The sequence below is a fragment of the Sulfitobacter aestuarii genome, assembly GCF_042685005.1.
Lineage (GTDB): Bacteria > Pseudomonadota > Alphaproteobacteria > Rhodobacterales > Rhodobacteraceae > Sulfitobacter > Sulfitobacter aestuarii.
Genome location: NZ_JBHUMP010000003.1, coordinates 383,217 through 409,079, shown reverse-complemented (window position 1 = coordinate 409,079; position 25,863 = coordinate 383,217). Strand labels below are relative to the sequence as shown.

Sequence of the window (25,863 nt, the reverse complement as noted above, 5' to 3'; positions counted from 1 at the left end):
AGTGAGAAGATCACCCGAACCGGCGCCGTTGAAGGGATAGCGTTCCGGATCAGCGACTAAATCAGCACCCTGTTAGAGCTTGTCCGGCACCGGCACCATCGTACCCTGCAAGAGAGCGATTAGCACCTGATCGCCTGCCGTAACGGCGTGAACCTCGGCGCTGACGACGCAGAGCCGTCGGCCCGGCTTGATCACCCTGCCGGTGGCGATCAGCAGGTCGCCCCTGGCCGGTGCCAGAAGGTTGATCTTGATCTCGGCAGTCACGACATCCATGTCGAGCGGCATCGTGGTGAGAGCGGCGTAACCCGCCGCGCTGTCGCCGATGGAGAAGGTCAGCCCGGCATGACCGAAACCCTGCTGTTGCCGGCTGCCGGGCAGGATCGGAGCGGTGATGCGGACCTGACCGGATCGGACCTCGCTCAACTTCGCGCCGAGCGTCTCCATCATGCTCTGTGCTGCGAAACTGCGATATATGCGGGTGAAGGCGTCTTGTTCCATCGGAACTCCTATCGCGGCATGGGGATTGCGACGGGCCGCGCGCCGGTCAGGATGGCATGCGCATCAGCACGCATCAGGCTGCAGAGAACCTTGGCGCGACTGCGCAGTCCGCCCGTATAGGTGCCATAGGCGGGCAGGATCAACCGCGCGCTGTCGAGCAGGAAGGCCGGACGCGATATGCTGCGGCCGCGCAGGTTGATCGCGGCTTTCGGATGGTAATGACCCGAGACCTCGCCACATGCGTCTGCCTGCGCGATATGCCGGAAAACCAGCCCCCCCTGACGGAACTCCGCAAGATTCGTGCCGCCGATATCGACCGGAGCCGGATCATGATTGCCGACGATCCAGATCCAGTGCCGCCCCGCCTGCAATTGCGCGATCCAGAGCTTTTCGGCCTCCGGCAGCGCCAGGGCCGCGCCGCCATCATCGAAACTGTCGCCAAGACAGACGACTGTCCGCGCCGGAACCCGCGCGAGATCCGCGGCGAGCCGGGTCAGGGTGTCGCGTGTCTCATAGGGCGGCAGTGCCGCGCCGCCGCGCCGGGCGTGGCGTTCGGATTTTCCCAGATGCAGATCGCTGACGCAGAGAAGCGCCTGTTCGGGCCACCAGAGCGCACCCGAACCGAGTGCGGTGAGCCTTGCATTACAAAAGGGGAAGTCGAAGCCGTTCATATTTTGTTCATCACGGATTTGGCCGGTGATGGCAAGTGGACAGAGCGGTGGATGGAAGCAAGGTCATGCAGTGAGTATTTGTAAAAGGGTGAAGCATTGGACTTCGCTTCACCCTTTCACAAATACTCACGGCGCTTCGCTTTCCTCAAGGGGGAACGTCAGGGCAGGGCGGGCGGCTGTGTCAGCCCGGCGAGACCGGATTGCTCCATCAGCCGGGCAGATTCCTCGGCCAGCAGACGCTCCTCGGCGGCCCCGTTGACCGGGACACGTCCCATTTCCAGGAACAGCGGCGCTGCCAGCGGGGAGACGCGGGGCAGGCGGCGGTGGTCGATGCGGTCTTCGATGCGGCCGATCATTTCCTCGACGCGCCCGAAATCCACCAATCCGCGCAGGGCTTCCTCGCGGGTGATCTGCAGCATCAGGTGATCAGGGTCGTAGCGCAGCAGCGTGTCATAGAGGATGTCCGAGCTGAAAGTGGCCTGGCGTCCGGATTTGCGCGCGCGTGGCGTGTTGCGCTCGATCAGCCCGGCAATGGTGGCGGATGCTCTGAAGGTACGTTTCATCACCGCATTGCCTGCCAGCCAGCTGTCGAGGCCCTCGCGCAGGGCGGTGAGGTCGAACAGCGGCGCCGGATCCTCGAGCGCATCGAGACCCCAGATCAGCGTCGCGTAATCAGTGGCGACGAAACCGAGCGGATGCAGGCCGAGTGCTTCCATGCGGTTGGAAAGCAGCAGGCCCAGGGTCTGCTGTCCGTTGCGGCCCGCGAAGCCGTAGATCACCGTCTGTTCCCGCCCGTCATGGGCGAAGCTTTCGACCAGCAGCCGACCCGGCTGCGGCAATTGGCTGAACTCGCGCTGCAGATGCAGCCATTCGGCGGTGTGCTGCGGCAGGTCGGGCCAGGCGTCCTGGGTGAACATGCGCTGGACCCGGGCGGAGAGCTGTGTCGAAGTGGCGAATTTGGTGCCCATGAAGGTGGCGATCCGGGGCTTTCTGGCAGCGTCGCGGGAGACTTCCACGATCAATTCGCGCAGCCCCTCGTAGCGGACGATCTGTCCGCCGATCAGGAAGGTGTCGCCCTTGCTGAGCGTGGCGGCGAAGCCTTCCTCGATCTCGCCGAGCGGCTTGCCGCCGCGGTTGCGCTTCATCCGGACCTTGAGCGTGTCGGTATCCTGTATGGTGCCGATGTTCATGCGGATGCGTTGTGCCGCCCGGGGATCGCGCAATTGCCAGCTGCCGTCAGGGCGTCGGATCAGCCTTTGCCATTGGTCATAGGCGCGCAGGGCGTAGCCGCCGGTGGCGCAGAAATCGAGGCAGGCGTCGAATTCGGGGCGGGTGAGCGCCGCATAGGCTCCGGCGGAGGTGAATTCCGCGAAGAGGGCATCGGCATCGAAAGGCCCCGCGCAGGCGGCGATCAGGATATGCTGGCAGAGCACGTCGCGGGGGCCGGGCCCACGGGGCTCGCCGTCGAGCTCTCCGGCAAGGACGGCTTCGAGCGCGGCGATGCATTCCACCACTTCGAACCGGTTGGCCGGGACCAGCATCGCTTTTGACGGCGCGTTGTAGCGGTGGTTGGCGCGGCCGATCCGCTGCACTAGGCGTTTGACGTTCTTCGGGGCGCCGATCTGGATCACCAGGTCGACATCGCCCCAGTCGATGCCGAGATCGAGCGAGCCGGTGCAGACGATGGCCCGCAGCTCGCCGCGCACCATGGCCGCCTCGACGCGTTCGCGCTGCACGCGATCCAGTGAGCCGTGATGGATGCCGATCGGCAGGCTGTCCTCGTTGGCGAGCCAGAGATTGTGAAAGAAGATCTCGGCCTGGGCGCGGGTGTTGTGAAAGATCAGCGTTGTCTTGTGTCGGCGGATCTGTTCGAGCACCGCCGGGATCGCATAGGCGGCACCGCCCCCCGACCAAGGCGGGGCTTCCTCGGTGCGCAGCATCCTTATGTCCGGTGGCGGGCCGGGATCGGCCAGCAGCACTTCGCAGGGATCGGGGTGACGGGCCATGAGATGGGCGATGGCGGCCGGGTCCTCGACCGTGGCGGAGAGACCGACGCGTTTGAGACCGGGGCAGATTCGTTGCAGCCGCGCCAGCGCCAGCATCATCTGGTCGCCCCGCTTCGATTCCGCCAGCGCATGGATCTCGTCGATCACTACCCGTTTCAGCCCGGCGAACATGCGCGGGGCGTCTTCGTAGCTTATGAGCAGCGCGAGGCTCTCCGGTGTCGTCAAGAAGATATGCGGCGGATCGGCGCGCTGGCGGCGGCGACGGCTGGCAGGGGTGTCGCCGGTGCGCGAATCGATGGTGACGGGGAGTGCCATTTCCGCCACCGGCGTGGCCAGGTTGCGCTGGATATCGGCGGCCAGCGCCTTCAGCGGCGAGATGTAGAGCGTGTGCATGCCCTGATGCTCACCCTTCGCCAGATCGATCAGGCTCGGCAGGAAGCCGGAGAGCGTCTTGCCCCCGCCGGTCGGGGCGATGAGCAAAAGTGCCGGGGCGTCGGCCCGGTCCAGCATCGCTTGCTGGTGGGGATGGATCGACCAGCCCTTGGTGGCGAACCAGTCGGCGAATTTCTCGGGCAGATGCTGCATGGGGCGGATGTAGCTCCGAAGAATCGGGGGGCCAGCCCCCATCGCGCCACGGCGCGATTCCCCCGGAGTATTTGTCAAAGGGTGAAGCCGCTACCGCGCGATGGCTTCGTCGCGCACGAACATATTGGCCCAGGCGCGGTCGATCAGCGCCGCGCTCATCCGGTAGGGGATGCCCTCGAAATCGCAAATCGCGATCATCTGATCGATGAGGAAAACCGGCTGGTAATTGGCATAGACATTGTCGATCGTCGGATATTTGGCCTTCAGCAGATGCACCAGCGCCGCTTCGTCCAGGGCCATGCCGCGTTTTCGGGCGACCATGGCGAAAATCTTCAGGAAGTTCTCCTGATCGGGTCCGTCGATCTTGATCTTGAAGAAGATCCGCCGCAGGGCGGCCTGATCGAAAATCTCGTTGGGGTGGAAGTTGGTGGAGAAGATCACCAGCGTATCGAAGGGCACTTCGAATTTCTCGCCCGATTGCAGCGCCAGGATATCCTTGCTTTCCTCCAGCGGCACGATCCAGCGGTTGACGAGGCTTTGCGGCGGTTCGGCCTGACGGCCGAGGTCGTCGACGATGAAGATGCCGCCGGTGGATTTGAGCTGCAACGGCGCCTGGTAAGTGCGCGCGGTGGGATTGTAGACGAGATCGAGCATCGACAGGGAGAGCTCCCCGCCGGTGATCACAGTCGGGCGTTCGCAACAGACATAGCGCGAATCATAGCGGGTGACGCGGCGCAGGGCTTTCGGGTCCTGGGCCGCGTCGGCGATGGCGGTATGCACGATCGGATCGTAGAGGGTGATCACCTGCGAGGCATATTCGATGGCGCGCGGCACATAGACGCGATCGCCGAGCGCGTCGCGGATGCCATTGGAGATCGAGGATTTTCCGTTGCCCGGCGGGCCGTACATCAGGATTGAACGCCCCGCAGAGACCGCGGGGCCGAGGTGGTCGAGCAGGCTGTCTGGGAGCACCAGATGGCCCATCGCTTCGGTCAGCTGGGCGCGGCTGATCTGGATGTTGCGGATCGACTGGCGCGCGACCTGTTCGCGGTAGTTCTCCAGCGGCACCGGCATCGCGCCGAAATATTCCGATTGCGCCAGCGCATCGAGCGCGCGTGCCTTGCCCAGATCGGTGAGCTGATAGCCCATTTCGTTGCCGGACGTGGCGCTGAGCGTGCCGGTCGCTTCGATCAGGCGCTGTTCGCGGGCCATGTCGACCAGCTCCTGGGTGACCGGGATCGGCAGGCAGATCGCGCCGGCCAGCTCGCTGACCAGGTCGATGTTCTTGCGAAAGATCGTCTTCAGCAGGATGTCTCGCATCATCACCAGCGGCAGGCGCATGTCTTCGAGCCGTTTTGGCGGTGGCGGGGCGATGACGCTGTTGGGCTGCATGTTCATTCAGCAGATCCTTGCGGTGACGGGGCGATTCCTGACGAGCTTGTCATTTAGCAGCTGAATATGGCGTGAATCAGGCTCCCTGCAGCGCGCCGAAGACGAGATAGAGCGCCAGTGTCGCGCCGAGGGCGAGGCCCATGGGGAATTTGCGCGGCTCATGCCAGCTCTGCCATTCCGGGGCCAGACGGCGCAGGGCAGTGGCCCTGACGACACGATGGGTGAGCACCGCCGCCAGAAGCACCGCCATGAAGAGCGCGAGCAGCAGCCGCAGATCGCCGGGCGCGACAAAGGGCGCGGCGGCGGCGCAGAATTTCGCATCGCCGGCCCCGATGGCGCCGACTGCGTTGAGCAGGATGCCGAGGAGCAGCACCAATACCAGCGCGCAAAGCCGCCATAGAAAGGTATCGAAAGGCAGCACCAGCGGCCCGATCAGCAGGAACACAAGCGCCAGGGCGATCACCGCCTGGTTGGTGATCTTCATCCGCGCCATGTCGGTGAAGGCGACGTAGAAGCAGAGCGGCAGCACGAAGGGCAGGAAGTACAGCGCCGATGTTGCGGTGATGGCCATGCTTTCAGCCGCTGGCCTCGAGCGCGCGCAGCGAGCGCACGGCGGCTTCGAAATGCTGGGGATGGGTCTCGATCGCGTCGCGCAGCAGGCCCTTGCCGGTCTCGACATCGCCCTGCTTGATCGCCGTCAGGGCCAGCGTGTGCAGCAATTGCGCGCGTTCGGTCTGGTCCATGGGGATCACCGGCAGGGTGTAGTCTCGCTGCGCGCCCCGGGCCATCACCAGATTGTTCTTGGCGGTGAACAGCGTCGCATCCTGGCGGATCGCGTCGGAGAACAGCCGCTCCGCATCCGGATAGGCGCCGCGGGTCAGTTTGGAATAGCCCCAGTTGTTGAGCACGCCCGCCGGTCTGGTGGTCAGCCCGACGGCGGTTTCATAAAAACTGTCGGCCCTTTGCCATTCCTCCTTGCTGTCGGCGACAATCGCCTCGAGCCGGTAGCGGTCAAAGGTCTCATGGGTCGGCGGCACGGCGTCGAGCACCGCCTCCGCCTTGGCCCAGTTCCCGGCCCGGATCAGCGCATCGGCATATTGCACGTTATCATCGGGCTCGGCGCCGGGCATCCTTGTGGTGGCGGCCCAGGCGCTGGCACCCTCGGCGTGACGCTTGGCACGGACGAGGGACAGGGCGAGACCGCGTTGGTGATCGATACGTTCGGGGTTTTCCTTGAGCGCGCGGGAGAAATAGCTCACCGCCTCGTTGGGGTCCGCCACGGTCAGCATCACGTCGTTGAGATTGCTCTCGTCCACGACGTTGACGTCCTTGAAGGCCCGCTCGACGGTCGCATTGGCGTCTTTCTCGCCGCATCCTGCCAGTGCGGTGGCGCCCGCAAGACAGGCGGCCAGAAGAAGGGGGTGGCGCATTTCGCGTCCTTTTGCTGCTCGGCTCCGGTCAGGGCGTCGGGCGGATCAGGTAATCTCCGGCACCGCGCCGCACCAACCGGTACTCGTCGTCATTGTCCTCGGTGATAGCAGATTTTTCGTTTTTTGCGAGAGCCAGGCGCAGATTGTCCCGGATTGCGTCACTTTCGCCATCGTCCAGCGCATAGGCCTTGCGGAAGATCTGCTGCGCCTCGGCGGTCTTGCCGCATTCCATCAGCACCACGCCGAGATTGTTCCAGACTTCGGGTTCGACGGTTTCGTCCCGCACCGCGCGGCGCAGCAGCAGCTCCGCCTGACCGAGCCGACCGAGACCGAGATTGGCGGAACCGAGGCCCGACAGGATCTCACCGTTCATGCCCTGCGCCAGCGCGGCGCGGTTGAACGCCTTGATCGCCAGTTCATGCTGCCCGGCGCGGATGAGCCTGTGGCCCACTTCGATGCCGTCCTCGGCCGCCTTGCGCTGATTGACACCGGGGGCGAAAACCCGGCCCCCGGAGGGCGCCTGGCCGCCCGGGGAACAGGCGGCCAGCGCGATGCAGAGAAAAAGGGGGAACGGGGGCATGACCTTGCGCCCGGCTGGTCGTTCTTGTTGCTTCACGGCCCGCTCATATTGCCCAATTGCGTGATCCCGTGCACCGAGGGGCCGACCAGGATGATCAGCAGCGGCGGCACGGTCAGCATCATTGTGGCGAGGGTCATCTTGGTTGGCAACTTGTTTGCCGCCTCTTCGGCGCGCATCACCCGCTTGTCGCGCATCTCTTCGGCATAGACCCGCAGCGCATCGGCGATGGAGGTACCGAAGGCCGCGGATTGCACCAGCACGGTGACGAAGGAGGAGACATCCTGCACGCCGCAGCGTTCGCCCATGTCATGCAGCACGGTGATCTTGTCCTTGCCGGCCTTCATCTCATAGGCGACGATCTCGAATTCCTCCGAGAGAGCCTTGTAGGAGGCGCGCAACTCGCGGGCGACGCGGACGATGCATTGATCGAGCGACTGGCCCGCCTCGACGCAGACCAGCATCATGTCGAGCGCGTCGGGGAAGCCGCGGGTGATCTCCTCCTTGCGGGTCTCGACACGCCTCGTGACCCAGTATTTCGGCAGGTAATATCCGATGGCACCGGGGCCGACGGTATACATCATCATCTTCTGGGTGCCGAGCCCTTCGCCACCGCCGAGAAAATTCACATAGACAACCCCCGCGAGCAACCCGCCGAGACCGAGCGCGAACTGGGCGAAGTAATAGAGCCGCACCGCGTCGCGCGACTGATACCCGGCCTGGCGCAGCCGCAGTTGAATCGCGCTCAGCTCGGCGACATCCTCGGGTTCGAGGAACTTGGCGAATTTCTGCAATTGCTCGTTGCGGTCGCTCTGGCGCAGCTGGGCGCGGCGGTCGACACCGGTCGGGCTCGCGGCGGCGCGTTTGAGCTTGGCCAGCGGATCCTCGGGCTGGCGCAGCATCAGCACGAGTGTCAGCGCCACGAGCACCACGCCCAGCACGCCGACGATGATGATCAGGCCCATCGGGCCCAGGATGTCGCTGATGATTGCGTTCAGCCCTGCGAGAAAGTCCATGCAACCCTGCCTTACACTTTGATGTTGGTGAGAATGCGCATCACCAGGAGGTTCAGCGCCAGGAAGATGCCCACCGCGAAACATGCCGGGATGAACAGCGCGTGATCGCGCACCTCGTCATAATAATGCGGGTCGCTGACATTGATCACGATCAGCGCCACGATCGGGAAGGCGGAGAGGAATTTGCCGGACCATTTCGCCTCCGCCGTGATTGCCTTGACCCGGCGGAACAGGCGGAAACGGGCGCGGATCACCTTGGCGAGACCCGCGAGGATCTCCGCCAGGTTGCCACCCGATTGCTGCTGGATCGTCACCGCCACGGCGAGGAAGCGCAGATCCTGCATGTCGAGCCGCTCGGCCATGTCCTTGAGCGCCTCGCCGATGTCCCGGCCATAGGCGCTCTCATCGGCGATCACCCCGAATTCCGAGGCCAGCGGATCCTGGATTTCCTTGGAGACGATGGAGATCGCGTTGGAGAAGGGATGCCCGACGCGCAGCGAACGCACCATCAGCTCGACCGCATCGGGCAATTGCTCCTCGATCATCGCCATCCGTTTGCCGGCCTTGTGGGCGATCCAGAAATAGACGCCGCCGACGCCGATCCCGACGCTAAGCAGCAGGCGCACCGGGGTCTCGGTCTCGGTGCCGACGGTCAGCGCCATGAAGGCGAAGGCCGAGACCGCGGCCATGATCATGATCAGCTGTTGCGGGGTGAAGGCGATCGCCGCCTTCTGCGCCTTCTCCGACAGCAGCGAATAGAGCGGGATCGAGCGCGCGCTCATATGCTGCTGCATCTCCTTGCGCAGCTTCTCCAGCACCTCTTGACGACGGGTGCCCCTCTCGAGCATTTCCAGACGTCGGTTGACGCGGGAATTGAGGCTGATCGACTTGCCGAAGGCGACAAGGTAGAGACCTTCGACCAGCACCAGAACGCCGACGAAGATCAGGCCGTAGATAATGGGTTCGGCGCTCATGGGACGGCTCCTTACTGGGCGGCGATGACGGGTTCGTAGATCGAGGCGGGCAGGTCATAGCCCCACATGCGGAACCGTTCGGAGAAGTGGCTGCGCACGCCGGTGGCGGTGAAATGGCCGATGATCTTGTTCTCGGGCGTGAGGCCGACGCGCTGGTAGCGGAAGATCTCCTGCATCGAGATCACCTCGCCCTCCATGCCGGTTATCTCGGTGATCGAGGTCATGCGGCGCGAGCCGTCCTGCAGACGCGAAGCCTGCACAATGAGGTTCACCGCCGAAGAAATCTGGCTGCGCACCGCCTTCAGCGGCATCTCGATCCCGGCCATGGCGATCATGTTTTCCAGACGGCTGATCCCGTCGCGGGCAGAGTTGGCGTGGATCGTGGTCATCGACCCGTCATGGCCGGTGTTCATCGCCTGCAACATGTCGATGACCTCCTCGCCGCGGGTCTCCCCGACGATGATCCGGTCCGGGCGCATCCGCAGCGCGTTTTTCAGACAGTCGCGCGGGGAAACCTCGCCCTTGCCCTCGACGTTGGGCGGGCGGCTTTCCATGCGGCCCACATGGGTCTGTTGTAGCTGCAGTTCCGCGGTATCCTCGATGGTCAGGATGCGTTCGGCATTGTCGATGAAGCTCGACAGGGCGTTCAGCGTCGTGGTCTTGCCCGAGCCCGTACCGCCCGAGACGATGATGTTGAGCCGTGTCGCCACCGCCGCCTGAAGATAGGCGGCCATTTCCTCGGAGAAGGCGCCAAAGGCGACGAGATCGTCGATCCCCAGCTTGTCCTTCTTGAACTTGCGGATCGAGACCAGCGAGCCGTCAACCGCGATGGGCGGCACCATGGCGTTGAAACGCGAACCGTCCTTCAGTCGCGCATCGACATAGGGATTGCTCTCGTCGACCCGGCGGCCCACGGCGCTGACGATCTTGTCGATGATCCGCAGCAGGTGCTTCTCGTCCTTGAAGGTGACGTCGCTCAGCTCGAGCCGTCCGTCCCGTTCGACGAAGACCTGTTGCGGTCCGTTGACCAGGATATCGTTGACACTGTCGTCCTTCAGCAATGTCTCCAGCGGACCGAGCCCGGTGACCTCGTCATAGAGTTCGGAGGTCAGCGTCGTGCGGTCCTCGCGATTGAGCACGATGCTCTTCTCTTCGAGAACCTCTACCGTGATCGCGTTGATTTCCTGGCGCAGATCCGCCTCTGTCGCATGTTCGAGTGCTGCGAGATTGAGATTGTCGAGCAGCGCGCGGTGCAGTTCGAGCTTGATCTCGCTCAGCCGCTGCTTGCGCTTGACCTCCTTGTCGACCGGCGCGGGGGCAGCGGGTTTGCTGGCGCGTCGCATCGAGGTCGCGGGCGCCGGAGCCGCGGGGGCGGCCGGGGCAGGGGCCTCGGGCGCCGGTTGTGCCTTGGCGGTCTTGACCGGCTTAGCGGCGCCCGGCGCGGTGCCATTCTTCTTGTACCTGGAAAACATTTAACGCACTTTCGATCCGCGGTTTCAGGCCGCTTCGGCCCGGTCGCCCTTGAGGTCGTGAATGGAGGCCGCCAGCTTGGCGATCTCGCGCCGCAGCGGGCTCTTGGGCGCGGAGAGGGCCAACGGTTCGCCATGGTCATTGGCCTGGGTGATCGCCTTGCCGCCGTCGGGGAGTTGTACGTCCATCGAAATGCTCAGCGATTCCGCCATCCTCTTGACCCGGCTCTTGGCACTGAGATCGGTGAATTTCGGTGCCCGGTTCAGCACGTAGCGCAGCTTCTCGACCGGCAGTTCCTCCGATTGCAGCGCCCGTTTGAACCGCAGGGCATTCTGCGCCGAGCGCATGTCGAGCTCGAGCATGGCGAAATAGATATGGGCGTTGGACAGCACCGTTTCGGACCATTGCACCAGGGTCGAAGGCATGTCGACGATGACATAGTCGAACTGGTCCCGCGCCATGGTCAGGATCCGTTCGACATCTTCCGACCCGATCAGATCGAGCGGCAGCATGTCGGCCGGGGCGGTCAGGACCTGCAGCTTGTCGCGATAGGTCAGCAATGACTGGCCGAATATTTCCTCGTCCATGCTTTCCGTATCCGACAGCATCTCAAACACCGCTTCGCGGCGCGGCAGGTCGAGGAAGGTCGCCACGGCGCCGAATTGCAGGTCGAGATCGAGCAGGCAGACCGAGGGCTGGCCTTTTTTGTCTGCGCAGGCCAGCTCCCAGGCGAGATTGACCGCCATGGTGGTCGCCCCGGTGCCCCCGGCAAGCCCGTGTACCACGATCAGCGCGCCATCCTTCTGCGCGCCGGCCTTGAGCTGCGGCGCGGCGATCTCCGTCCCCTCCGCGACCGGCACCCCAGAGCTGCGCAGCCGCGCGATGGCCCGGCCGAGCTCCCCCTCAGGCAGCGGATAGGGGACGAATTCATCGGCGCCCTGGCGCAGCAGCGAATGCAGCGCCGCCGGGGTCACATCCTCCGCGATCAGGATCACCTTGATGTCGCGGGCCTTGGCCTGGGCGATGATCTCGCCCATCAGGATCAGGTTGGCCTCATCGCTTTGATCCATCGCCAGAGCGATGAATTCGAGCGAGGCCGCATCTTCCTGCCCGAAGAAGGCCAGCGCCTCGGCAAATCCGAGATCGCCCCAGCTCTCGCCGAGCTCGGCCTCCATGTCCTCGATCAGCAGGTCGAAATTCTGCACGTCGCGGCTGACCGTGCAGGCGACGATCGGCGGCGTATCAGAATGTGGCATGGTACTGCTCATGGCCGTATCTTCCTTCATGTCCGGGGCGGGCAGGAGAGAGCCGCGTCGCTGCGGACCGCTCGGCTTCACTGCGACCACCCGTCTGCGTCGCTGGGGGCAGACAGAAATGTCATCTTGCAACAGCTATCACAGCCAAGTGCGGCGAGATTGGGGCCAAAAAGCTTCGATTGTAGGGTTTCGTGAAACGATGGCGCGGATCGCGGCGCATTGATCAACACCGCCGCCGGGCAGGGGCGCACCGTACGAAACCGGCCCGCCGGGGCGCAACGCGGGAGGCGCGCAGCGACCGGTCTTGGCGAGCGGTCTATTCGCCGCCCGCGGTTTCCGATGAGGACAACGCGCTCGGCGGTACCGCGCTGGCGATATATTCGCGGTAGATGACCTGCGCATATTTGCCGTCCAGAACGCTGCGATGCCCCTTCACGAAACCGCTGACCTCGGTCACCGTCCGCCGGTTGCGCCGCTCGCGTCCCTGGGTGACGATCAGCGGTTGGGTCTCGCCGAAGGATACGACCGCTTCGAGTCGGCTGCGGCTGATTCCCAGTTGCGACAGGTAGCCTACTACCGCATTAGCACGGCGCAGGCCGAGCGCGCGGTTGTAGCCGGTCGAGCCCACCAGATCGGTATGGCCATAGACCCGGAAGCGGATCTCGGGGAATTGCCGGATCCAGTCAGCCTGCTGGCGCAGGACAGCCTGAGCTGTCGGGTCGAGCCTTGCGGAATTGAAGGCGAAGGTCACAACCGATGTGACCTCGCTGGCGAAACGATTGGCAAGATCGAGCGTATATCCCTTCTCGCCGGTCATGATCTGGCGATTATGCAGCGTCGCGTTCCCGAACACGTCGGCATCGGGGAGCGCCCCGGCCTCGCGGTGGAACTGGGTCAGGACAGGGTCATGGCTCGGCGCACAGGCCGACAGCAGGACGCTGGCGGCGGTCAGCCCGGCGATGCCGAGTTTGCTGGCGATCCTGATCTTCATCCTGTCAGTCCAATACATAACCATAGGAGCCGCCGAAATCCTGCTTCGCCACTTCCCCGGCAGCACCCTTCGACGGGGTGCGCGTGCCTGCGGAAGTGCGACCGAACAGGAACAGGTCCTTCTCGGTCGGCGGGCGGATCCGGTCGGTCGGCAGGGCCAGCGCCTCGCCCTGCGTCGGGGTCACCAGATGCGCGGTGATGATGATCACCAGCTCGGTCTGGTTGCGCCGATAATTGGCGGAACGGAACAGCGCGCCAAGCACCGGCACATCGCCGATCCACGGCAGTTGCGTCGAATTATCGGTAAAATCATCGGTCAGCAGCCCGGCGATGGCGAAGCTCTCGCCATCGTGCATCTCGACGGTTGTCGCGGTCTCGCGCCTTGTGAAGGCCGCGATCTCGATCCCGTTGCCGACCGACAGGGAATTGCTCGGATCGATCGCCGAGACCGCGGCTTTCATCTCGAGATTGATCAGGTCCTTGTCGACCACCCGCGGCACGAAGGCGAGCTCGACGCCAAAGGGCTTGAACTCGACCGAGATCCGGTCACCGGTCTGCGCCACCGGCACCGGATATTCACCCCCGGCAAGGAATTTCGCTTCCTGCCCGGAAAGCGCCACGAGGTTCGGCTCGGCCAGGAAGCGCACGACACCCTTCTGCTCGAGCGCCTCCAGCAACAATCCGACCTGCGTGGACCCGGCGTTGAACCCGAAAAGCACCGCCCCGGCATTGGCATTGCCCGCCGGAATGGTCCCGGCCATCGACCCGGCTACGCCGCCAGACGTGTTGGTGGTGCCGGTGCCGCCGTTGATCCCGGTGCCGTTGATCGCCCCGTTGAGCGCCAGCGAGGAACTCAGCGATTTCGACACGTTGCGCTGCATCTCGGCAAAGCGGACCTTCAGCATCACCTGCTGGATCCCGCCGACGCTCATCAGGTTGGACACCCGCTCCGGCGCATAGCGCTCCGCCAGATCGAGCGCACGCTGCAGCCGCTGGGTGGAGGAGACGATACCGGAAAGCACGATGCCGTCATTGGCGGTGCGCACCTCGATCCGCTCTCCCGGCAGGATCTGGCGCAGCCGTTCCTTGAACTCGGACACATCCGCGGCGACCCGCACATCCACGTTGGTGATCAATTGCCCGGCAGCATCGAACAGGGTCAGCGTCGTCAACCCGGGTGATTTCCCGAGCACATAGATCGTGCGATCCGAGAGCGACGAGATATCGGCGATGCCCGGATTGGCAATGCTGAGCTCGGCGAAGGGAATGTCGCTCTCCACCACCACGGCACGGTTCATCGGCACCTTCAGCGTCGCATTGGTCCCGCGTTTGACCACGCGCAGCGTATCGGCCGCAACCGAAGCGGGAAAGCCGAGTGCCAGGGGAGCGGCGCAGAGCGCCAGACTCAACAGGCCCGCCTTCAGAAATCTGTCGATTTTCATGTGACCTGCCTTTTTGATCACGCCTCGGAATGGGTCTTGCTGCCCAACGTTTCGGCGAGTGTGGGCGAGATTGGCTTTTATTGCAATAATCGACCGGTTCGGCGGCAGAGTTCATGTGGGCAATCGGCAACATAACGAAACGGCGGCGCCCCCCCCTGGAGTGGCGCCGCCGTCGTGAATGTCAGTGTCGCCTCAATTGGTGCAGGGGATCGGCAGTTCCGCCACCTCGGCCCCGCGCCGCGTGCGGATGGTACAGACCTTCTCGCGCGGCGCCTCGACCTTGGCTTCCTGCGCGGCGATGCCAAGCAGGCTGCGCTGATCCACCTCGATGGCATCCGCGATCGTATCATCCCCGACCCCGACCAGAGCCAGCGAAAGCCGCCCGGTCGATTGCGCCTGCGCCAATGCGGCAACCTGCGCCGGGCTGACGGCGACGGTGACGGTGCGGGCGATGACCGCCTCACCCATCCGCGCATTCGCCGATTGGTCCACCGCGATCAGTTTGACCGCAGCCTCGATCAGCTTGGTTACATCGCCATTGGAGCCCTGCCCGGCGAAATTGACCCGACCGGTCCAATAGACATCCACGTGATCGCCGGGACGCAGGAAACCGGAAACGCCGCTGGAGACATCGACCTTGATGGTAAACGCACGCATGCCGCGTTCAAGCCGTGAGGTAAGGCCGGACTCCTCGCCCGGTTCGGTCACCTTGACAGCCATGATCGCCTCGTCCTTCTCGATGGCGCGCAGGACGACGCGCAGCTCATCGCTGTTCTCGGGGAACAGGACGGATTCTTCGTGGAAAGACCCTTCCGGAATTGCGTCTTCCGGCCAGTTTACCGCGCGCACATCTTCGGCCGTCAGCGGCTGGCCGTATTGGAGTGATTTGGTGGCGACATAGACAGGTTTCGTTGGGACGACCTTGGCCAATGCCGCCTGGGCCTGGGCGTGGGCGTGTTGATATTGGGCGATGCGATCCTTGGTCAGATAAACAGCGCCACCGGCAAGGGCGATGCCAAGCATGAGGACCAGTCCGAATACGGCGCGCATAAGTTCACCTCTTTGCTATGAAAGCGGGGCTGAACCCAGCTTTGACGCAACACCATCCTAGTTGCGGATTATGACAATAGTTGGTTCGCAGGGTGACGAACCAAATGATTGGCCCGCGTCAGACGCTGGTCAGTCTCGAGATGCGAAACGCACAACAAGTGTATCGCCTAGCTCTTTTAACATAGCGACTGTTGTATCTTCTAAGAAGCTGAGGGTCAGCAGGGGCAACGCTACGGCAGCAGCTGTCAGGACGATCCAGTCCACGGTCATCGCGCCATTCTGGCTACGGGCGAAAAATTTGAGAAAACGGCGCATAGATTTTTCTCTCAAAGGGACGATGCCTTCTCTCGGCGAGGATTGGGACCACGTCCTGATTCAGGAAGTAGTCCCTTGTTGTGTAAAGTCGGCTCTAAGGGCGACCGACATTTAGATCGTTTACGGATCTGTGCGCTCTTGGCTCTCGATGTCTTCGGCGATTTGAGTAGTCAGCAGGTCGGCCTTTTCTTTGATCGCGCCGAAAGCCACAACCGCCAGACCCACTACAGCAGCGGTCAGCACGACCCAGTCAACTGTTACGGCACCGTCTTCGTCGTTGCGGAAGTTCTTGATAAAGTTCATCATGTCATGTCCCTCCAAGGATCATTCAGTTGTTAATCTCAACCCTGTCATCCGTTCGGCCCCTTGCTCTCACTCTCCGGTGCCTGTCCGACTTGGTATGACCCTATATAGGCCTCCGATTGCGGCGCGAATTTGGCGGGAAATGTGACATTTGCGGCTTCTACGCCTTTCCTGAGAAACGCGCCCGCGTGGCATTGAATACAAGGCGCAAACGCCGACTACAGCCCGCCGATACCGCGATAATGCAGCCTCAAAACAACAGATTGCGGCACAATCGCCATGATCCTTGCCCGATTTTCTGGCCCGGGCAGCAGAATCATGGGATGATTCCGCGTATCGAGCCGATAACAAAAAGCAGGCAGGCATGTATCCGATTCTGAGATTCTCGCTTCTCGCGGGGCTTCTGGCTGCCGGGGCGGGGCAGGCCGACACACCCGCGCCTTTTCCCGAGTTCAGCGCCAAACGTATCAAGCCGCCCGCGCCCGGCGCGGCCAAGCAACCTCTGGTGCAGATCGATCCGGCCGCCCAGGTACGCGCGGTCCCCGCCGCCCTGGCCACGCCGTCAGGGGCGATAGCGCCGCGTTCGGGGGGAAGTTTCGACTGGTTCTGGGAGGAGGTTTCGCCCGATGCGGCGCGCTCGGGGCCGGGGCGGCTCGACAGGGCGATGCAGATCCTTGCCGGTGCGACGGCCAAGGTGCCCGCGCCGCGGTTGCAGCAGATGCAGGACATCGCGCGGCTCAACGGCATCGACATCCTGCGCTCGACCATCGGCACCGAGGTTTCCCCGGCGCTGGTGCTGGCGGTGATCACGGTGGAATCCGCGGGCCGGTCCGATGCGATCAGCACCGCCGGGGCACAGGGCCTGATGCAGTTGATGCCCGCAACCGCCGCACGGTTCGGGGTCGGCGATTCCCTCGCGGCGCCGCAGAACATCGCAGGGGGGGTGAAATATCTCGACTGGCTGATGGGGGAGTTCGACCGCGATCCGATATTGGTGCTGGCCGGGTACAATGCGGGCGAGGGCGCGGTGCGCAAACATGCCGGTGTGCCGCCCTATCCCGAGACCCGCGATTACGTGCCCAAGGTGCTGGCGGCCTTCCAGGTCGCCAAGGGGCTGTGCAAGACCCCCCCCGAACTGATCAGCGATGGTTGTGTGTTCGCGGCATTGAACTGAGATCGGATGCATCAGCGCAATGAGCTGAAGGGAGCGGCAGCCGCGCCGCCGCTCCCGAGCAAAATTGCCTAAACGATCGTCGCCTCGGTCGCCGCGCGCAGCTCGTCCTCGCTGACGCCATCGGCGGTCTCGACGATCCGCAAACCGCCCTCGACCACATCGAGCACCCCGAGATTGGTGATGATCCGGTCCACAACACCCTTGCCGGTCAGCGGCAGGGTACATTCTTTCAGCACCTTGCTGTCACCATGCTTGTTGGTGTGGTCCATCACCACGATCACCCGGCCCACACCGGCGACCAGATCCATGGCGCCGCCCATGCCCTTGACGAGTTTGCCCGGAATCATCCAGTTCGCCAGGTCGCCATTCTCGGCCACTTCCATGGCGCCCAGGATCGCCGCCGCGATCTTGCCGCCCCGGATCATCCCGAAGGACGTGGCGCTGTCGAAATAGGCGGTGCGGCTCAATTCGGTGATGGTCTGCTTGCCGGCATTGATCAGATCCGGGTCTTCCTCGCCCTCGAACGGGAAGGGGCCCATGCCCAGCATGCCGTTTTCGGATTGCAGCGTGATGTCCTTGTCACCGACGTAATTGGCCACCAGCGTCGGAATGCCGATGCCGAGGTTCACATACATGCCGTCTTCGAGTTCCTGCGCGGCCCGTGCCGCCATCTGATTGCGATCCCAGGGCATTATACGTCCTCCCGCTTGCGCGTCGTGCGCTGTTCGATGCGTTTCTCGTGCTCGCCCTGGATGATGCGATGCACATAGATGCCGGGCAGATGAATGTGATCCGGATCGAGCGAGCCGCGCGGCACGATCTCCTCGACCTCGGCAATGCAGATCTTGCCGCACATGGCGGCGGGCGGGTTGAAGTTGCGCGCCGTCTTGCGGAAAATCAGGTTGCCGGTGTCATCCGCCTTCCAGGCCTTGACGATGGAAAGATCGGCGAAGATGCCGCGCTCCAGAATGTAATCCTCGCCATCGAACTGCTTGACCTCTTTGCCCTCGGCGATCTGGGTGCCGACACCGGTCTTGGTATAGAACCCCGGGATGCCGCAGCCGCCGGCGCGCATGCGCTCTGCCAGCGTGCCTTGGGGATTGAATTCCAGTTCCAGCTCGCCGGAAAGATACTGGCGCATGAATTCGGCATTCTCGCCCACATAGGACGAAATCATTTTCTTCACCTGTCTGGATTGCAGCAGGATCCCGATGCCGAAATCATCCACACCGGCGTTATTGGAGGCAAATGTGAGGTTCTTGGTCCCGGCTTCCTTGATCGCCTGCAACAGCAGTTCCGGTATCCCGCAGAGACCGAAGCCCCCGGCCGCGATCAACATGCCGTCAGACAGCACGCCATCCAGCGCCTGTGCCGCTGAATCATAGACTTTCTTCATTCTGTTCCCTTTCCGACGCCGACCTCATCAGGTCCTTGCATGGTCCCTGATCGGTATGCCGTGAGGGAGAATGAGTGTCAAATCCGAAGCGCGGCGCGCCGGATCCGACATGGCAGTGAGAGATGGCGCGGAAAGGACAGGCGATGGGGCGCTCCCGCACCGGCCCATCGCATCAGGGGCGATGGGCCCGCAGACCGACGCAAGGAGCGCCGCTCAGCTTGCGGTCTTGGTCGCGGCCTTCTTCGGCGCGGCTTTCTTGGCCGGAGCCTTCTTCGCGGCAGGCTTCTTGGCGGGCGCCTTCTTGGCCGCGGGCTTTTTCGCGGCCTTGCGCTTGGCGGGGGACTTGGCCAGCTTTTCCTCAATCAGCTCGACCGCGCGCTCCATGGTCAGATCCGCCGGTTCGATCTCCTTGGGGATCGTCGCGTTGACCTTTTCCCATTTCACATAAGGACCGTATTTGCCCTCCATCACGTTCACATCGCCGCCCAGATCAGGGTGTTCGCCCATCTCGCGGATCGGCTTGGCCGCCTTGCCACGCCCGCCCCGGCTCGCGACCTTCTCGGCCAGCAGCTGAACGGCGCGGTTCATCCCGACGGTGAAGACCTCGTCGATGCTTTCGAGATTGGCATTGGTGCCACCCCGGTCCGACGTGCTCTCGGCATGTTTCAGATAAGGCCCGTAGCGTCCGATATTGGACCAGACCATGACCCCGTCCTCGGGATGCGGGCCGATCTGGCGGGGCAGGGACAACAGCCGCACCGCCTGTTCGAGATCGACCTCCTCGGCGGGCCAGTCCTTGGGGATCGACTGGCGCGGCGGTTTCTTGTTTTCCTCGGTCACCGGACCGCGCTGCACATAGGGGCCGAACCGGCCCTTGAAGACGCGGATCTCGTCGCCCTGATCCTCGCCCAGCAGCTTGCCGTCGGGCGGGATCGCGCTCTTCTCGGCCTCCGGATCAGGCGGGCCGAAGGGGCGGGTGTAGCGGCATTCGGGATAGTTCGAACAGCCGATGAAAGCGCCCCCTGACCGCGCCGTGCGCATGCTGAGCCGACCGGCGCCGCAATTCGGGCAGAGCCGCGGATCGCTGCCATCCTCGGTCGGCGGGAACAGATGCGGCTCCAGCACCTCGTTGATCTTCTCCAGAACCTCGGTGATGCGCAGCTCGGACGTTTCCGCGATCGCGGCCGAGAAATCGCGCCAGAAATTATGCAGGACCTTCTTGTAATCGGCCTCCGCGGCGCTGACCTTGTCGAGCTCATCCTCCAGCGCGGCGGTGAAGTCATAGCCGACATAGCGGCGGAAATAATTCTCCAGAAACGCCGTGACCAACCGCCCCTTGTCCTCGGGAATGAGCCGGTTGCCCTCCTTGCGGACATATTCGCGATCCTGAATCGTCGTCACGATGCTGGCATAGGTCGAAGGCCGCCCGATGCCGAGCTCCTCCATGCGCTTGACCAGCGTCGCTTCGGTATAGCGCGGCGGCGGCTGGGTGAAATGCTGCTCCGGCGTAACCGAGCGCTTCTCCATCGCATCGCCTTCGGACACCTGCGGCAACCGCTTGTCGTCCTCGTCGACCACGTCATCGCGGCCTTCCTCGTAAACCCGCAGAAACCCGTCGAAAAGCACCACCTGACCAGTGGCGCGCAGCCCGACCTGGCCGTCCTTGGCGCCGATCTCGACCGTGGTACGCTCCATCCGGGCGCTCGCCATCTGGCAGGCGAGGGTGCGTTTCCAGATCAGGTCATAGAGCTTGCGCTGATCCGCCTCGAGCCTGAGCGAACCGGCATCCCTGGTCATGTCCGTGGGACGGATACATTCATGCGCTTCCTGCGCGTTCTTGGCCTTGTTCTTGTAGATCCGCGGCTCGGCCGGCACATATTCCGCGCCGTAGCGGTCCTTGATCGCATCGCGCGCCATGCTCACCGCTTCGGGCGCCATGTCGATCCCGTCGGTCCGCATATAGGTAATGTGCCCGGCCTCGTAGAGCCGCTGCGCCGTGGACATGGTCTGACGCGCGCCCATGCCGAACTTGCGGCTCGCCTCCTGCTGCAGGGTCGAGGTCATGAACGGCGCCGAAGGGTTGCGGCTGGCCGGTTTCGCCTCGACGCTGGTGACGCTGAGCGCCCGGCTGGTGATCGCCTGCACCGCCATCTCGGCCTGGGTCTGGTTGGCCAGGTCGAAACGGTCGAGCTTCTTGCCCGCAAGACTGACCAGCCGCGCCTCGAATTCCTGACCGCGCGGGGTGGCGAGCAGCGCCTTGACGCTCCAGTATTCGCGGGCGCGGAACGCCTCGATCTCCATTTCGCGCTCGACGATCAGCCGCAGGGTGACCGACTGCACCCGACCCGCCGACTTCGCACCGGGCAGCTTGCGCCAGAGCACCGGGCTGAGGTTGAAGCCGACGAGGTAATCGAGCGCGCGGCGCGCCAGATAGGCCTCGACCAGCGGCATATCGACCTGCCGGGGATTGCGCATCGCCTCGCTCACCGCCGATTTGGTGATCGCGTTGAACACCACGCGGCTGACCGGCGTGTCCTTCTTGATCGACTTGCGCTTGGTCAGCGCCTCCTGCAGATGCCACGAAATCGCCTCGCCTTCACGATCGGGGTCGGTCGCGAGGATCAGTTCGTTGTCCTTGGCCAGCGCATCGGCGATCGCCTTGACATGTTTCTTGCTGTCGCTGGCAACCTCCCAGAGCATGTCGAAATCGTTCTCGGTATCGACCGATCCATCCTTCGGCGGCAGGTCGCGTACATGGCCGTAGGAGGCCAGAACCGTGTAATCATCGCCCAGATATTTATTGATCGTCTTGGCCTTGGCAGGAGATTCGACAACGACAACGGGCATAAATTCAGGACCTTGGATCAATAGGGCGGGCAGGCTTTGCGCTGTCACATGTGGGATCGCAGGGGGTATTGTCAATGCGCAGCAACGCGCGGCGGGGGTGAGCAGGGCGTGGCCGGGCGCGGTTCTGCCGCGCCGTCGGGTGGCAACGATACGCCTGCCGTCCCTCGGCAACTGCGCGACCCGGAGGCTTCGTTGGCGCCTTGCGGCGGCCTTGCACGGGGACAGCGGATCGTCTTCTTTCATTCTGTAGGTCGGGTCGTGCCCGTCCACTGCTTCATAGAACGCGCTGGGACATTGCCCGACAGATCGCGCCCGCGGCCACGCGACAGGTCGCTTGCAGAGCCGGACGACAGATCGCATTTGCCGGTGCTCCGCATTGGCGCCCACCACGATAGCACGCCTGACATCTGGCGCTGCTTCGCATGTGGCGTCCATCGCTGCACCTCGCCTGACGGCTGCCGCTGCTCCGCGTGTAGCGCCCATCGCTACACTGTGCGTGTCGATCCGGGACAGCTCAACGCCTGCCTCCCGGCTCCTCCGCGCGCCCCTTCCTAGCCGCTCCGCGCGTGCCTCCCGCCGTTGCTCCCCGCGTGACCCCGTTGCCGCTCCACCCGTCACGCCCGCGCTCAACGTTTATCCTGCGGGACCAGTGATAGCAGCCCGCCGGGACGGCGGGCGATCTGCCCGTCGAGTTCCAGATCGAGCAGGGCGGGAGCGACGGCATTGGGGGCCACTTCCAGATCCCGGATCAGCTGATCCTCGGCGACCGGCGCGGGGCTGAGCCGCGACAGGATCTGACGGTGCAGCGCCGCGGTCGCGCGCAGGCCGCGCGGCGGCCTGTCGTCGGCGGCGGGCTGCGGGACCGGGCGTCGCTTTGGGTTCGCTGTCGCCGCCGTCTCCGCATCCGCCTCCGCCTTGCAGGGTGGCTTCGGCGGTGGGGCGAGCGGGGCCAATGCCTCGATCACGTCACTGGCCGACCGCACCAGGATCGCGCCGTCGCGGATCAGCATGTTGCAGCCCGCCGCACGCGGATCGAGCGGATGGCCCGGCACGCTCAGCACCTCGCGCCCCTGATCGAGCGCATCGCGCGCGGTGATCAGGCTGCCGGAGCGTGCTGCGGCCTCGATCACAACGGTCGCACGGGACAGACCGGCAATGATCCGGTTGCGGCGCGGGAAATGCCGCGCCTTCGGCTGCAATCCCATCGGCTGCTCGCTGAGCCGCAGCCCCTGTGTGGCGAGATCCCGCGACAATTCGGCATTCTCCGCCGGGTAGATCACATCGACGCCCCCGGCCTGCACAGCGATGGTGCCGCTTTCGAGCGCGGCGAGATGTGCGGCCCGGTCGATGCCACGCGCCAGCCCCGAGACCACCACATAGCCTGCCGCGCCGAGCTCCTGCGCGAGAATGCGCGCCATGCGTATCCCGAGCGAGGAGACGTTGCGCGCCCCGACCAGCGAGATCGTCGGCCGGGTCAGCAGCGTCGGATCGCCGATCGCCCAAAGAAAGGGCGGCGCATCGGCGAGATCGCCGAGCAGCTCCGGATAGAGGGGGCTGCCCGCGACCAGCAATCGCGCCCCGGCGGCGCGGGCCGCGGCCAGCTCGGCATGAATTACATCTTCGGGACAGGGACGATAATCTGCGACGCCCGCGGCACGCGCTACCTCGGGCAGCGCGGCCAGCGCGTTCTGCGCAGTGCCGTATTCGGTCAGCAGTCGTTTATACGTAGTCACGCCGACCCGGCGAGAGCGCAACAGACGAAGCCGGGCGAACTGCTCGTCTTCCGGGGTGGGTGGGAGTGAGGGGTGAGTGGAAGAAGGAGTAAAATCCTTGTCAGTCATCCCGTGTCTCCGCCTGTTGCAGGATCAGGTATAGGTACCCCTGGTTAACAACGGATGAATCATCTCGCGCCTATTTCGCCTAAATCGCGGCACTGGCATTTACCATGCTCAGGTCGCGGAGCCGCCCACGGTCAGCCCCGAGATCATCAGCGTCGGCTGCCCGACCCCGACGGGCACCCATTGCCCTGCCTTGCCGCAATTGCCCATTCCGGGATCGAGCGCCGGGTCGTTGCCGACGGCACGGATCTGCTTCAGCGCCGTGGCGCCGTCGCCGATCAGCGTCGCGCCCTTGACCGGCGCGCCGACCTTGCCATCCTGCACGCGATAGGCCTCGGTGCAGGAGAAGACGAACTTGCCGTTGGTGATATCGACCTGCCCCCCGCCGAAACCAACCGCATAGAGTCCGTCTTTCAGCCCGGCGAGGATATCTTCCGGCGTGGCCTCTCCGCCCAGCATGTAGGTATTGGTCATCCGCGGCATCGGCGCATGGGCAAAGCTCTCCCGGCGCCCGTTGCCCGTCGCGGCAACCCCCATCAGCCGCGCGTTCTGCCGGTCCTGCATATAGCCGACCAGCACACCATCCTCGATCAGCACGTTGCGCGCCGACGGCGTGCCCTCGTCATCCACCGAGATGCTGCCGCGCCGGTTCGGGATGGTGCCGTCATCGAGCACGGTAACGCCTTTCGCGGCGATCTGCTGGCCCATCAGCCCGGCAAAGGCGCTCGTGCCCTTGCGATTGAAATCCCCTTCGAGCCCATGGCCCACCGCCTCGTGCAGCAGGATGCCGGGCCAACCCGGACCGAGCACCACATCCATCGCCCCGACCGGCGCCGGAACGGCTTCCAGGTTAACGCAGGCGATGCGCAGCGCCTCGCGGGCCTTGGCCTGCCAGTCGCCCGGCGCCAGCAGCCCGTCGAGCCCGACCCGACCGCCGCCGCCCGCATGGCCGCTTTCGCGACGGCCGTCCTGTTCGACGATCACCGAGACATTGACCCGCGTCATCGGGCGGATGTCGCGCACGCTGCCCCCCTCGGGGCGCAGGATCTCGATCTCCTGCAGGCTCGCGGCGATGGTGGCGCTGACCTGGACGACGCGGGGATCGAGCTCGCGGGTGAAGGCGTCGATCTCCCGCAGGGTCTCGACCTTGACGGGGAAGGGGGCACCGGCGATCGGATCGGTATCGGTATAAAGCCGCGTGTTGGTGGCCGCCGGGGCATCGGCCCAGCTGCCGCCGCCATCCCCGACCGCAAGCCGCGCGGTCTCGCTGGCGCGGCGCAGGGCGCTTTCGGAGATCTCCGTGGAATGGGCATAGCCCGCGACCTCGCCACGCACCGCGCGCAGCCCGAAGCCCTCGGAGGCGTCATAGCTCGCGGTCTTCAGCCGACCGTCGTCAAAGACCAGCGCCTCGGACCGGCGCCGCTCCAGGAACAGCTCGCCGTCATCGGCCCCGGCAACCGCCTCGCGCAGCACGCCGAGCGCGGTTTCACGGTCGAGATCGGCCTCGAAAGGCAGAAAGGCAGAGGTGTTCATGATGATCGGTCCTTCCTTGGCGCCAAGAAAACGCACTTCGCGTCCGTTTGCCGCAAGCTGATGGCTTTATCTTGAACTCAGAATATGATTGTAAGCACCAGAATTACAACGGCAGGCCTTGACGCGCGCGCGCATCCCGCCGGATTCGCATCACATGGGTCACAAGATCAGGACGACATATGAAACATCTTCTCTCTCTTTCGGGTCTCATGGCCAGCCTTGCCGCCCTGCCCGCAATGGCGCAGGACAACCTGCGCATCGACGGTCTGGAAATTGTGGGCAAGCCCACCAATGGGGAAATGGGCTTCCAGCCTGCCGCCACCCGTCTGGCCGAAGATCTGCATTTCCTCGACAATCTGATTCTGGTGATCATCACCGTGATCACGCTCTTCGTCACCGCGCTGATCCTCTGGGTCGCCGTGCGCTACAACCGCAAGCGCAACCCGAACCCGGCCTCCTTCACCCATCACACGCCGATCGAGATCGCCTGGACCGTCGGGCCGATCGTGATCCTCGTGCTGATCGGGGCCTATTCGCTGCCCATCCTGTTCCGTCAGCAGGAAATCCCGGAGGCCGACATCACCATCAAGGCGATCGGCAACCAGTGGTACTGGTCCTATGAATATGTGGACGAGGGGTTCGGCTTCGACAGCTACATGATCGGCGCCCCGGCGCTCGACGGGCAGAACGTCAAAACCCCCGAGGTCATCGCCCAGCTCGAGGAGCACGGCTATACCGAGGCCGAATTCCTGCTCGCCACCGATACCGCCGTCGTCGTGCCGGTCGGCAAGACCATCGTGATGCAGGTCACCGCCTCGGACGTCATCCACTCCTGGACCATCCCGGCCTTCGGCGTGAAACAGGACGGCGTGCCCGGCCGACTGGCCGAGCTGTGGTTCACCGCCGACCGCGAAGGCGTCTATTTCGGCCAGTGTTCGGAACTCTGTGGCGAGGCACATGCCTATATGCCGATCACCGTGAAAGTGGTATCCGAAGAGGCCTACGAGCAGTGGCTGGGCGGTGCCAAGGAAGAATACGCGGGCATCCCGCAGACCCTGCAGGTCGCCTCCAACTGACGTTCGCGGCGGGGGAATTCCCGC

At 64.2% G+C, this 25,863-nt stretch carries 23 protein-coding genes; 2 read left to right on the top strand and 21 right to left on the bottom strand.

Going from position 1 to position 25,863, the window contains the following annotated elements; translation table 11 throughout:
* Positions 1–72 precede the first annotated feature (72 nt).
* The 16 genes from ACFSUD_RS06465 to ACFSUD_RS06390 form a co-directional block, all read right to left on the bottom strand.
* Positions 73–498 carry a PaaI family thioesterase gene (locus ACFSUD_RS06465; protein ID WP_386372569.1) on the bottom strand — a complete coding sequence of 142 codons (426 nt, stop codon included), beginning with the start codon at positions 496–498 and terminating at the stop codon, positions 73–75.
* 8 nt (positions 499–506) lie between these two features.
* Positions 507–1,169 (bottom strand): ligase-associated DNA damage response endonuclease PdeM, encoded by a 663-nt coding sequence (gene pdeM, locus ACFSUD_RS06460; protein WP_386372567.1) that lies wholly within the window; start codon positions 1,167–1,169, stop codon positions 507–509.
* Positions 1,170–1,327: 158 nt separating this feature from the next.
* Positions 1,328–3,760 carry a ligase-associated DNA damage response DEXH box helicase gene (locus ACFSUD_RS06455; protein WP_386372565.1) on the bottom strand — a complete coding sequence of 811 codons (2,433 nt, stop codon included), beginning with the start codon at positions 3,758–3,760 and terminating at the stop codon, positions 1,328–1,330.
* Positions 3,761–3,850: 90 nt separating this feature from the next.
* The gene (locus ACFSUD_RS06450; protein ID WP_386372564.1) at positions 3,851–5,158 is read right to left on the bottom strand and encodes an ATPase; all 1,308 of its coding nucleotides are present in this window, start codon (positions 5,156–5,158) and stop codon (positions 3,851–3,853) included.
* Positions 5,159–5,228: 70 nt separating this feature from the next.
* Positions 5,229–5,723 carry a prepilin peptidase gene (locus ACFSUD_RS06445; RefSeq protein WP_386372562.1) on the bottom strand — a complete coding sequence of 165 codons (495 nt, stop codon included), beginning with the start codon at positions 5,721–5,723 and terminating at the stop codon, positions 5,229–5,231.
* Between the two features lie 4 nt (positions 5,724–5,727).
* Positions 5,728–6,582, bottom strand: a complete 855-nt coding sequence (locus tag ACFSUD_RS06440; RefSeq protein WP_386372560.1) for a tetratricopeptide repeat protein — start codon at positions 6,580–6,582, stop codon at positions 5,728–5,730.
* A gap of 28 nt (positions 6,583–6,610) precedes the next feature.
* Positions 6,611–7,162, bottom strand: coding sequence for a tetratricopeptide repeat protein (locus ACFSUD_RS06435; RefSeq protein WP_386372558.1), 552 nt, complete (start codon positions 7,160–7,162; stop codon positions 6,611–6,613).
* 32 nt (positions 7,163–7,194) lie between these two features.
* Complete coding sequence (locus tag ACFSUD_RS06430; RefSeq protein WP_386372556.1) at positions 7,195–8,175, bottom strand: type II secretion system F family protein; 981 nt, start codon at positions 8,173–8,175, stop codon at positions 7,195–7,197.
* 11 nt (positions 8,176–8,186) lie between these two features.
* Positions 8,187–9,149 carry a type II secretion system F family protein gene (locus tag ACFSUD_RS06425; protein WP_386372554.1) on the bottom strand — a complete coding sequence of 321 codons (963 nt, stop codon included), beginning with the start codon at positions 9,147–9,149 and terminating at the stop codon, positions 8,187–8,189.
* A gap of 11 nt (positions 9,150–9,160) precedes the next feature.
* A complete protein-coding gene (locus ACFSUD_RS06420; protein ID WP_386372552.1) occupies positions 9,161–10,621 on the bottom strand; it encodes a CpaF family protein in 1,461 nt (486 codons plus the stop codon).
* A 24-nt stretch (positions 10,622–10,645) separates the two neighbouring features.
* The gene (locus tag ACFSUD_RS06415; protein WP_386372550.1) at positions 10,646–11,887 is read right to left on the bottom strand and encodes an AAA family ATPase; all 1,242 of its coding nucleotides are present in this window, start codon (positions 11,885–11,887) and stop codon (positions 10,646–10,648) included.
* Between the two features lie 304 nt (positions 11,888–12,191).
* Positions 12,192–12,884: an OmpA family protein gene (locus ACFSUD_RS06410; RefSeq protein ID WP_386372603.1), complete on the bottom strand. Its 693-nt coding sequence runs from the start codon at positions 12,882–12,884 to the stop codon at positions 12,192–12,194.
* Positions 12,871–14,307, bottom strand: coding sequence for a type II and III secretion system protein family protein (locus ACFSUD_RS06405; RefSeq protein ID WP_386372548.1), 1,437 nt, complete (start codon positions 14,305–14,307; stop codon positions 12,871–12,873). Before ACFSUD_RS06405 ends, ACFSUD_RS06410 begins: the two co-directional genes overlap by 14 nt.
* Positions 14,308–14,499: 192 nt before the next feature.
* Positions 14,500–15,357, bottom strand: a complete 858-nt coding sequence (gene cpaB, locus ACFSUD_RS06400; protein ID WP_386372547.1) for a Flp pilus assembly protein CpaB — start codon at positions 15,355–15,357, stop codon at positions 14,500–14,502.
* A 129-nt stretch (positions 15,358–15,486) separates the two neighbouring features.
* Positions 15,487–15,672, bottom strand: coding sequence for a hypothetical protein (locus tag ACFSUD_RS06395; RefSeq protein WP_386372545.1), 186 nt, complete (start codon positions 15,670–15,672; stop codon positions 15,487–15,489).
* 120 nt (positions 15,673–15,792) lie between these two features.
* Entirely contained in the window at positions 15,793–15,978 is a 186-nt protein-coding gene (locus ACFSUD_RS06390) for a Flp family type IVb pilin (protein ID WP_386372543.1), read from the bottom strand.
* 361 nt (positions 15,979–16,339) lie between these two features.
* On the opposite strand from ACFSUD_RS06390, the gene ACFSUD_RS06385 reads away from it, so the two are divergent.
* A complete protein-coding gene (locus ACFSUD_RS06385) occupies positions 16,340–17,149 on the top strand; it encodes a lytic transglycosylase domain-containing protein (RefSeq protein ID WP_386372541.1) in 810 nt (269 codons plus the stop codon).
* 68 nt (positions 17,150–17,217) lie between these two features.
* On the opposite strand, the gene ACFSUD_RS06380 is transcribed toward ACFSUD_RS06385, so the two are convergent.
* The 5 genes from ACFSUD_RS06380 to tldD all read right to left on the bottom strand — a co-directional run bounded on the left by ACFSUD_RS06380 (position 17,218) and on the right by tldD (position 24,763).
* A complete protein-coding gene (locus ACFSUD_RS06380) occupies positions 17,218–17,841 on the bottom strand; it encodes a CoA transferase subunit B (RefSeq protein ID WP_386372539.1) in 624 nt (207 codons plus the stop codon).
* Complete coding sequence (locus ACFSUD_RS06375) at positions 17,841–18,545, bottom strand: CoA transferase subunit A (RefSeq protein WP_386372537.1); 705 nt, start codon at positions 18,543–18,545, stop codon at positions 17,841–17,843. Before ACFSUD_RS06375 ends, ACFSUD_RS06380 begins: the two co-directional genes overlap by 1 nt.
* A gap of 213 nt (positions 18,546–18,758) precedes the next feature.
* On the bottom strand, positions 18,759–21,392 hold the full coding sequence (gene topA, locus ACFSUD_RS06370; protein WP_386372535.1) for a type I DNA topoisomerase: 2,634 nt from the start codon (positions 21,390–21,392) through the stop codon (positions 18,759–18,761).
* A gap of 626 nt (positions 21,393–22,018) precedes the next feature.
* Positions 22,019–23,233: a DNA-processing protein DprA gene (gene dprA, locus ACFSUD_RS06365; protein ID WP_386372533.1), complete on the bottom strand. Its 1,215-nt coding sequence runs from the start codon at positions 23,231–23,233 to the stop codon at positions 22,019–22,021.
* A 108-nt stretch (positions 23,234–23,341) separates the two neighbouring features.
* The gene (gene tldD, locus ACFSUD_RS06360; protein ID WP_386372531.1) at positions 23,342–24,763 is read right to left on the bottom strand and encodes a metalloprotease TldD; all 1,422 of its coding nucleotides are present in this window, start codon (positions 24,761–24,763) and stop codon (positions 23,342–23,344) included.
* A gap of 179 nt (positions 24,764–24,942) precedes the next feature.
* Between tldD and coxB the strand changes: the two genes are divergently transcribed.
* Positions 24,943–25,839 (top strand): cytochrome c oxidase subunit II, encoded by an 897-nt coding sequence (gene coxB / locus ACFSUD_RS06355; protein ID WP_386372530.1) that lies wholly within the window; start codon positions 24,943–24,945, stop codon positions 25,837–25,839.
* The last annotated feature ends 24 nt before the right edge of the window (positions 25,840–25,863 follow it).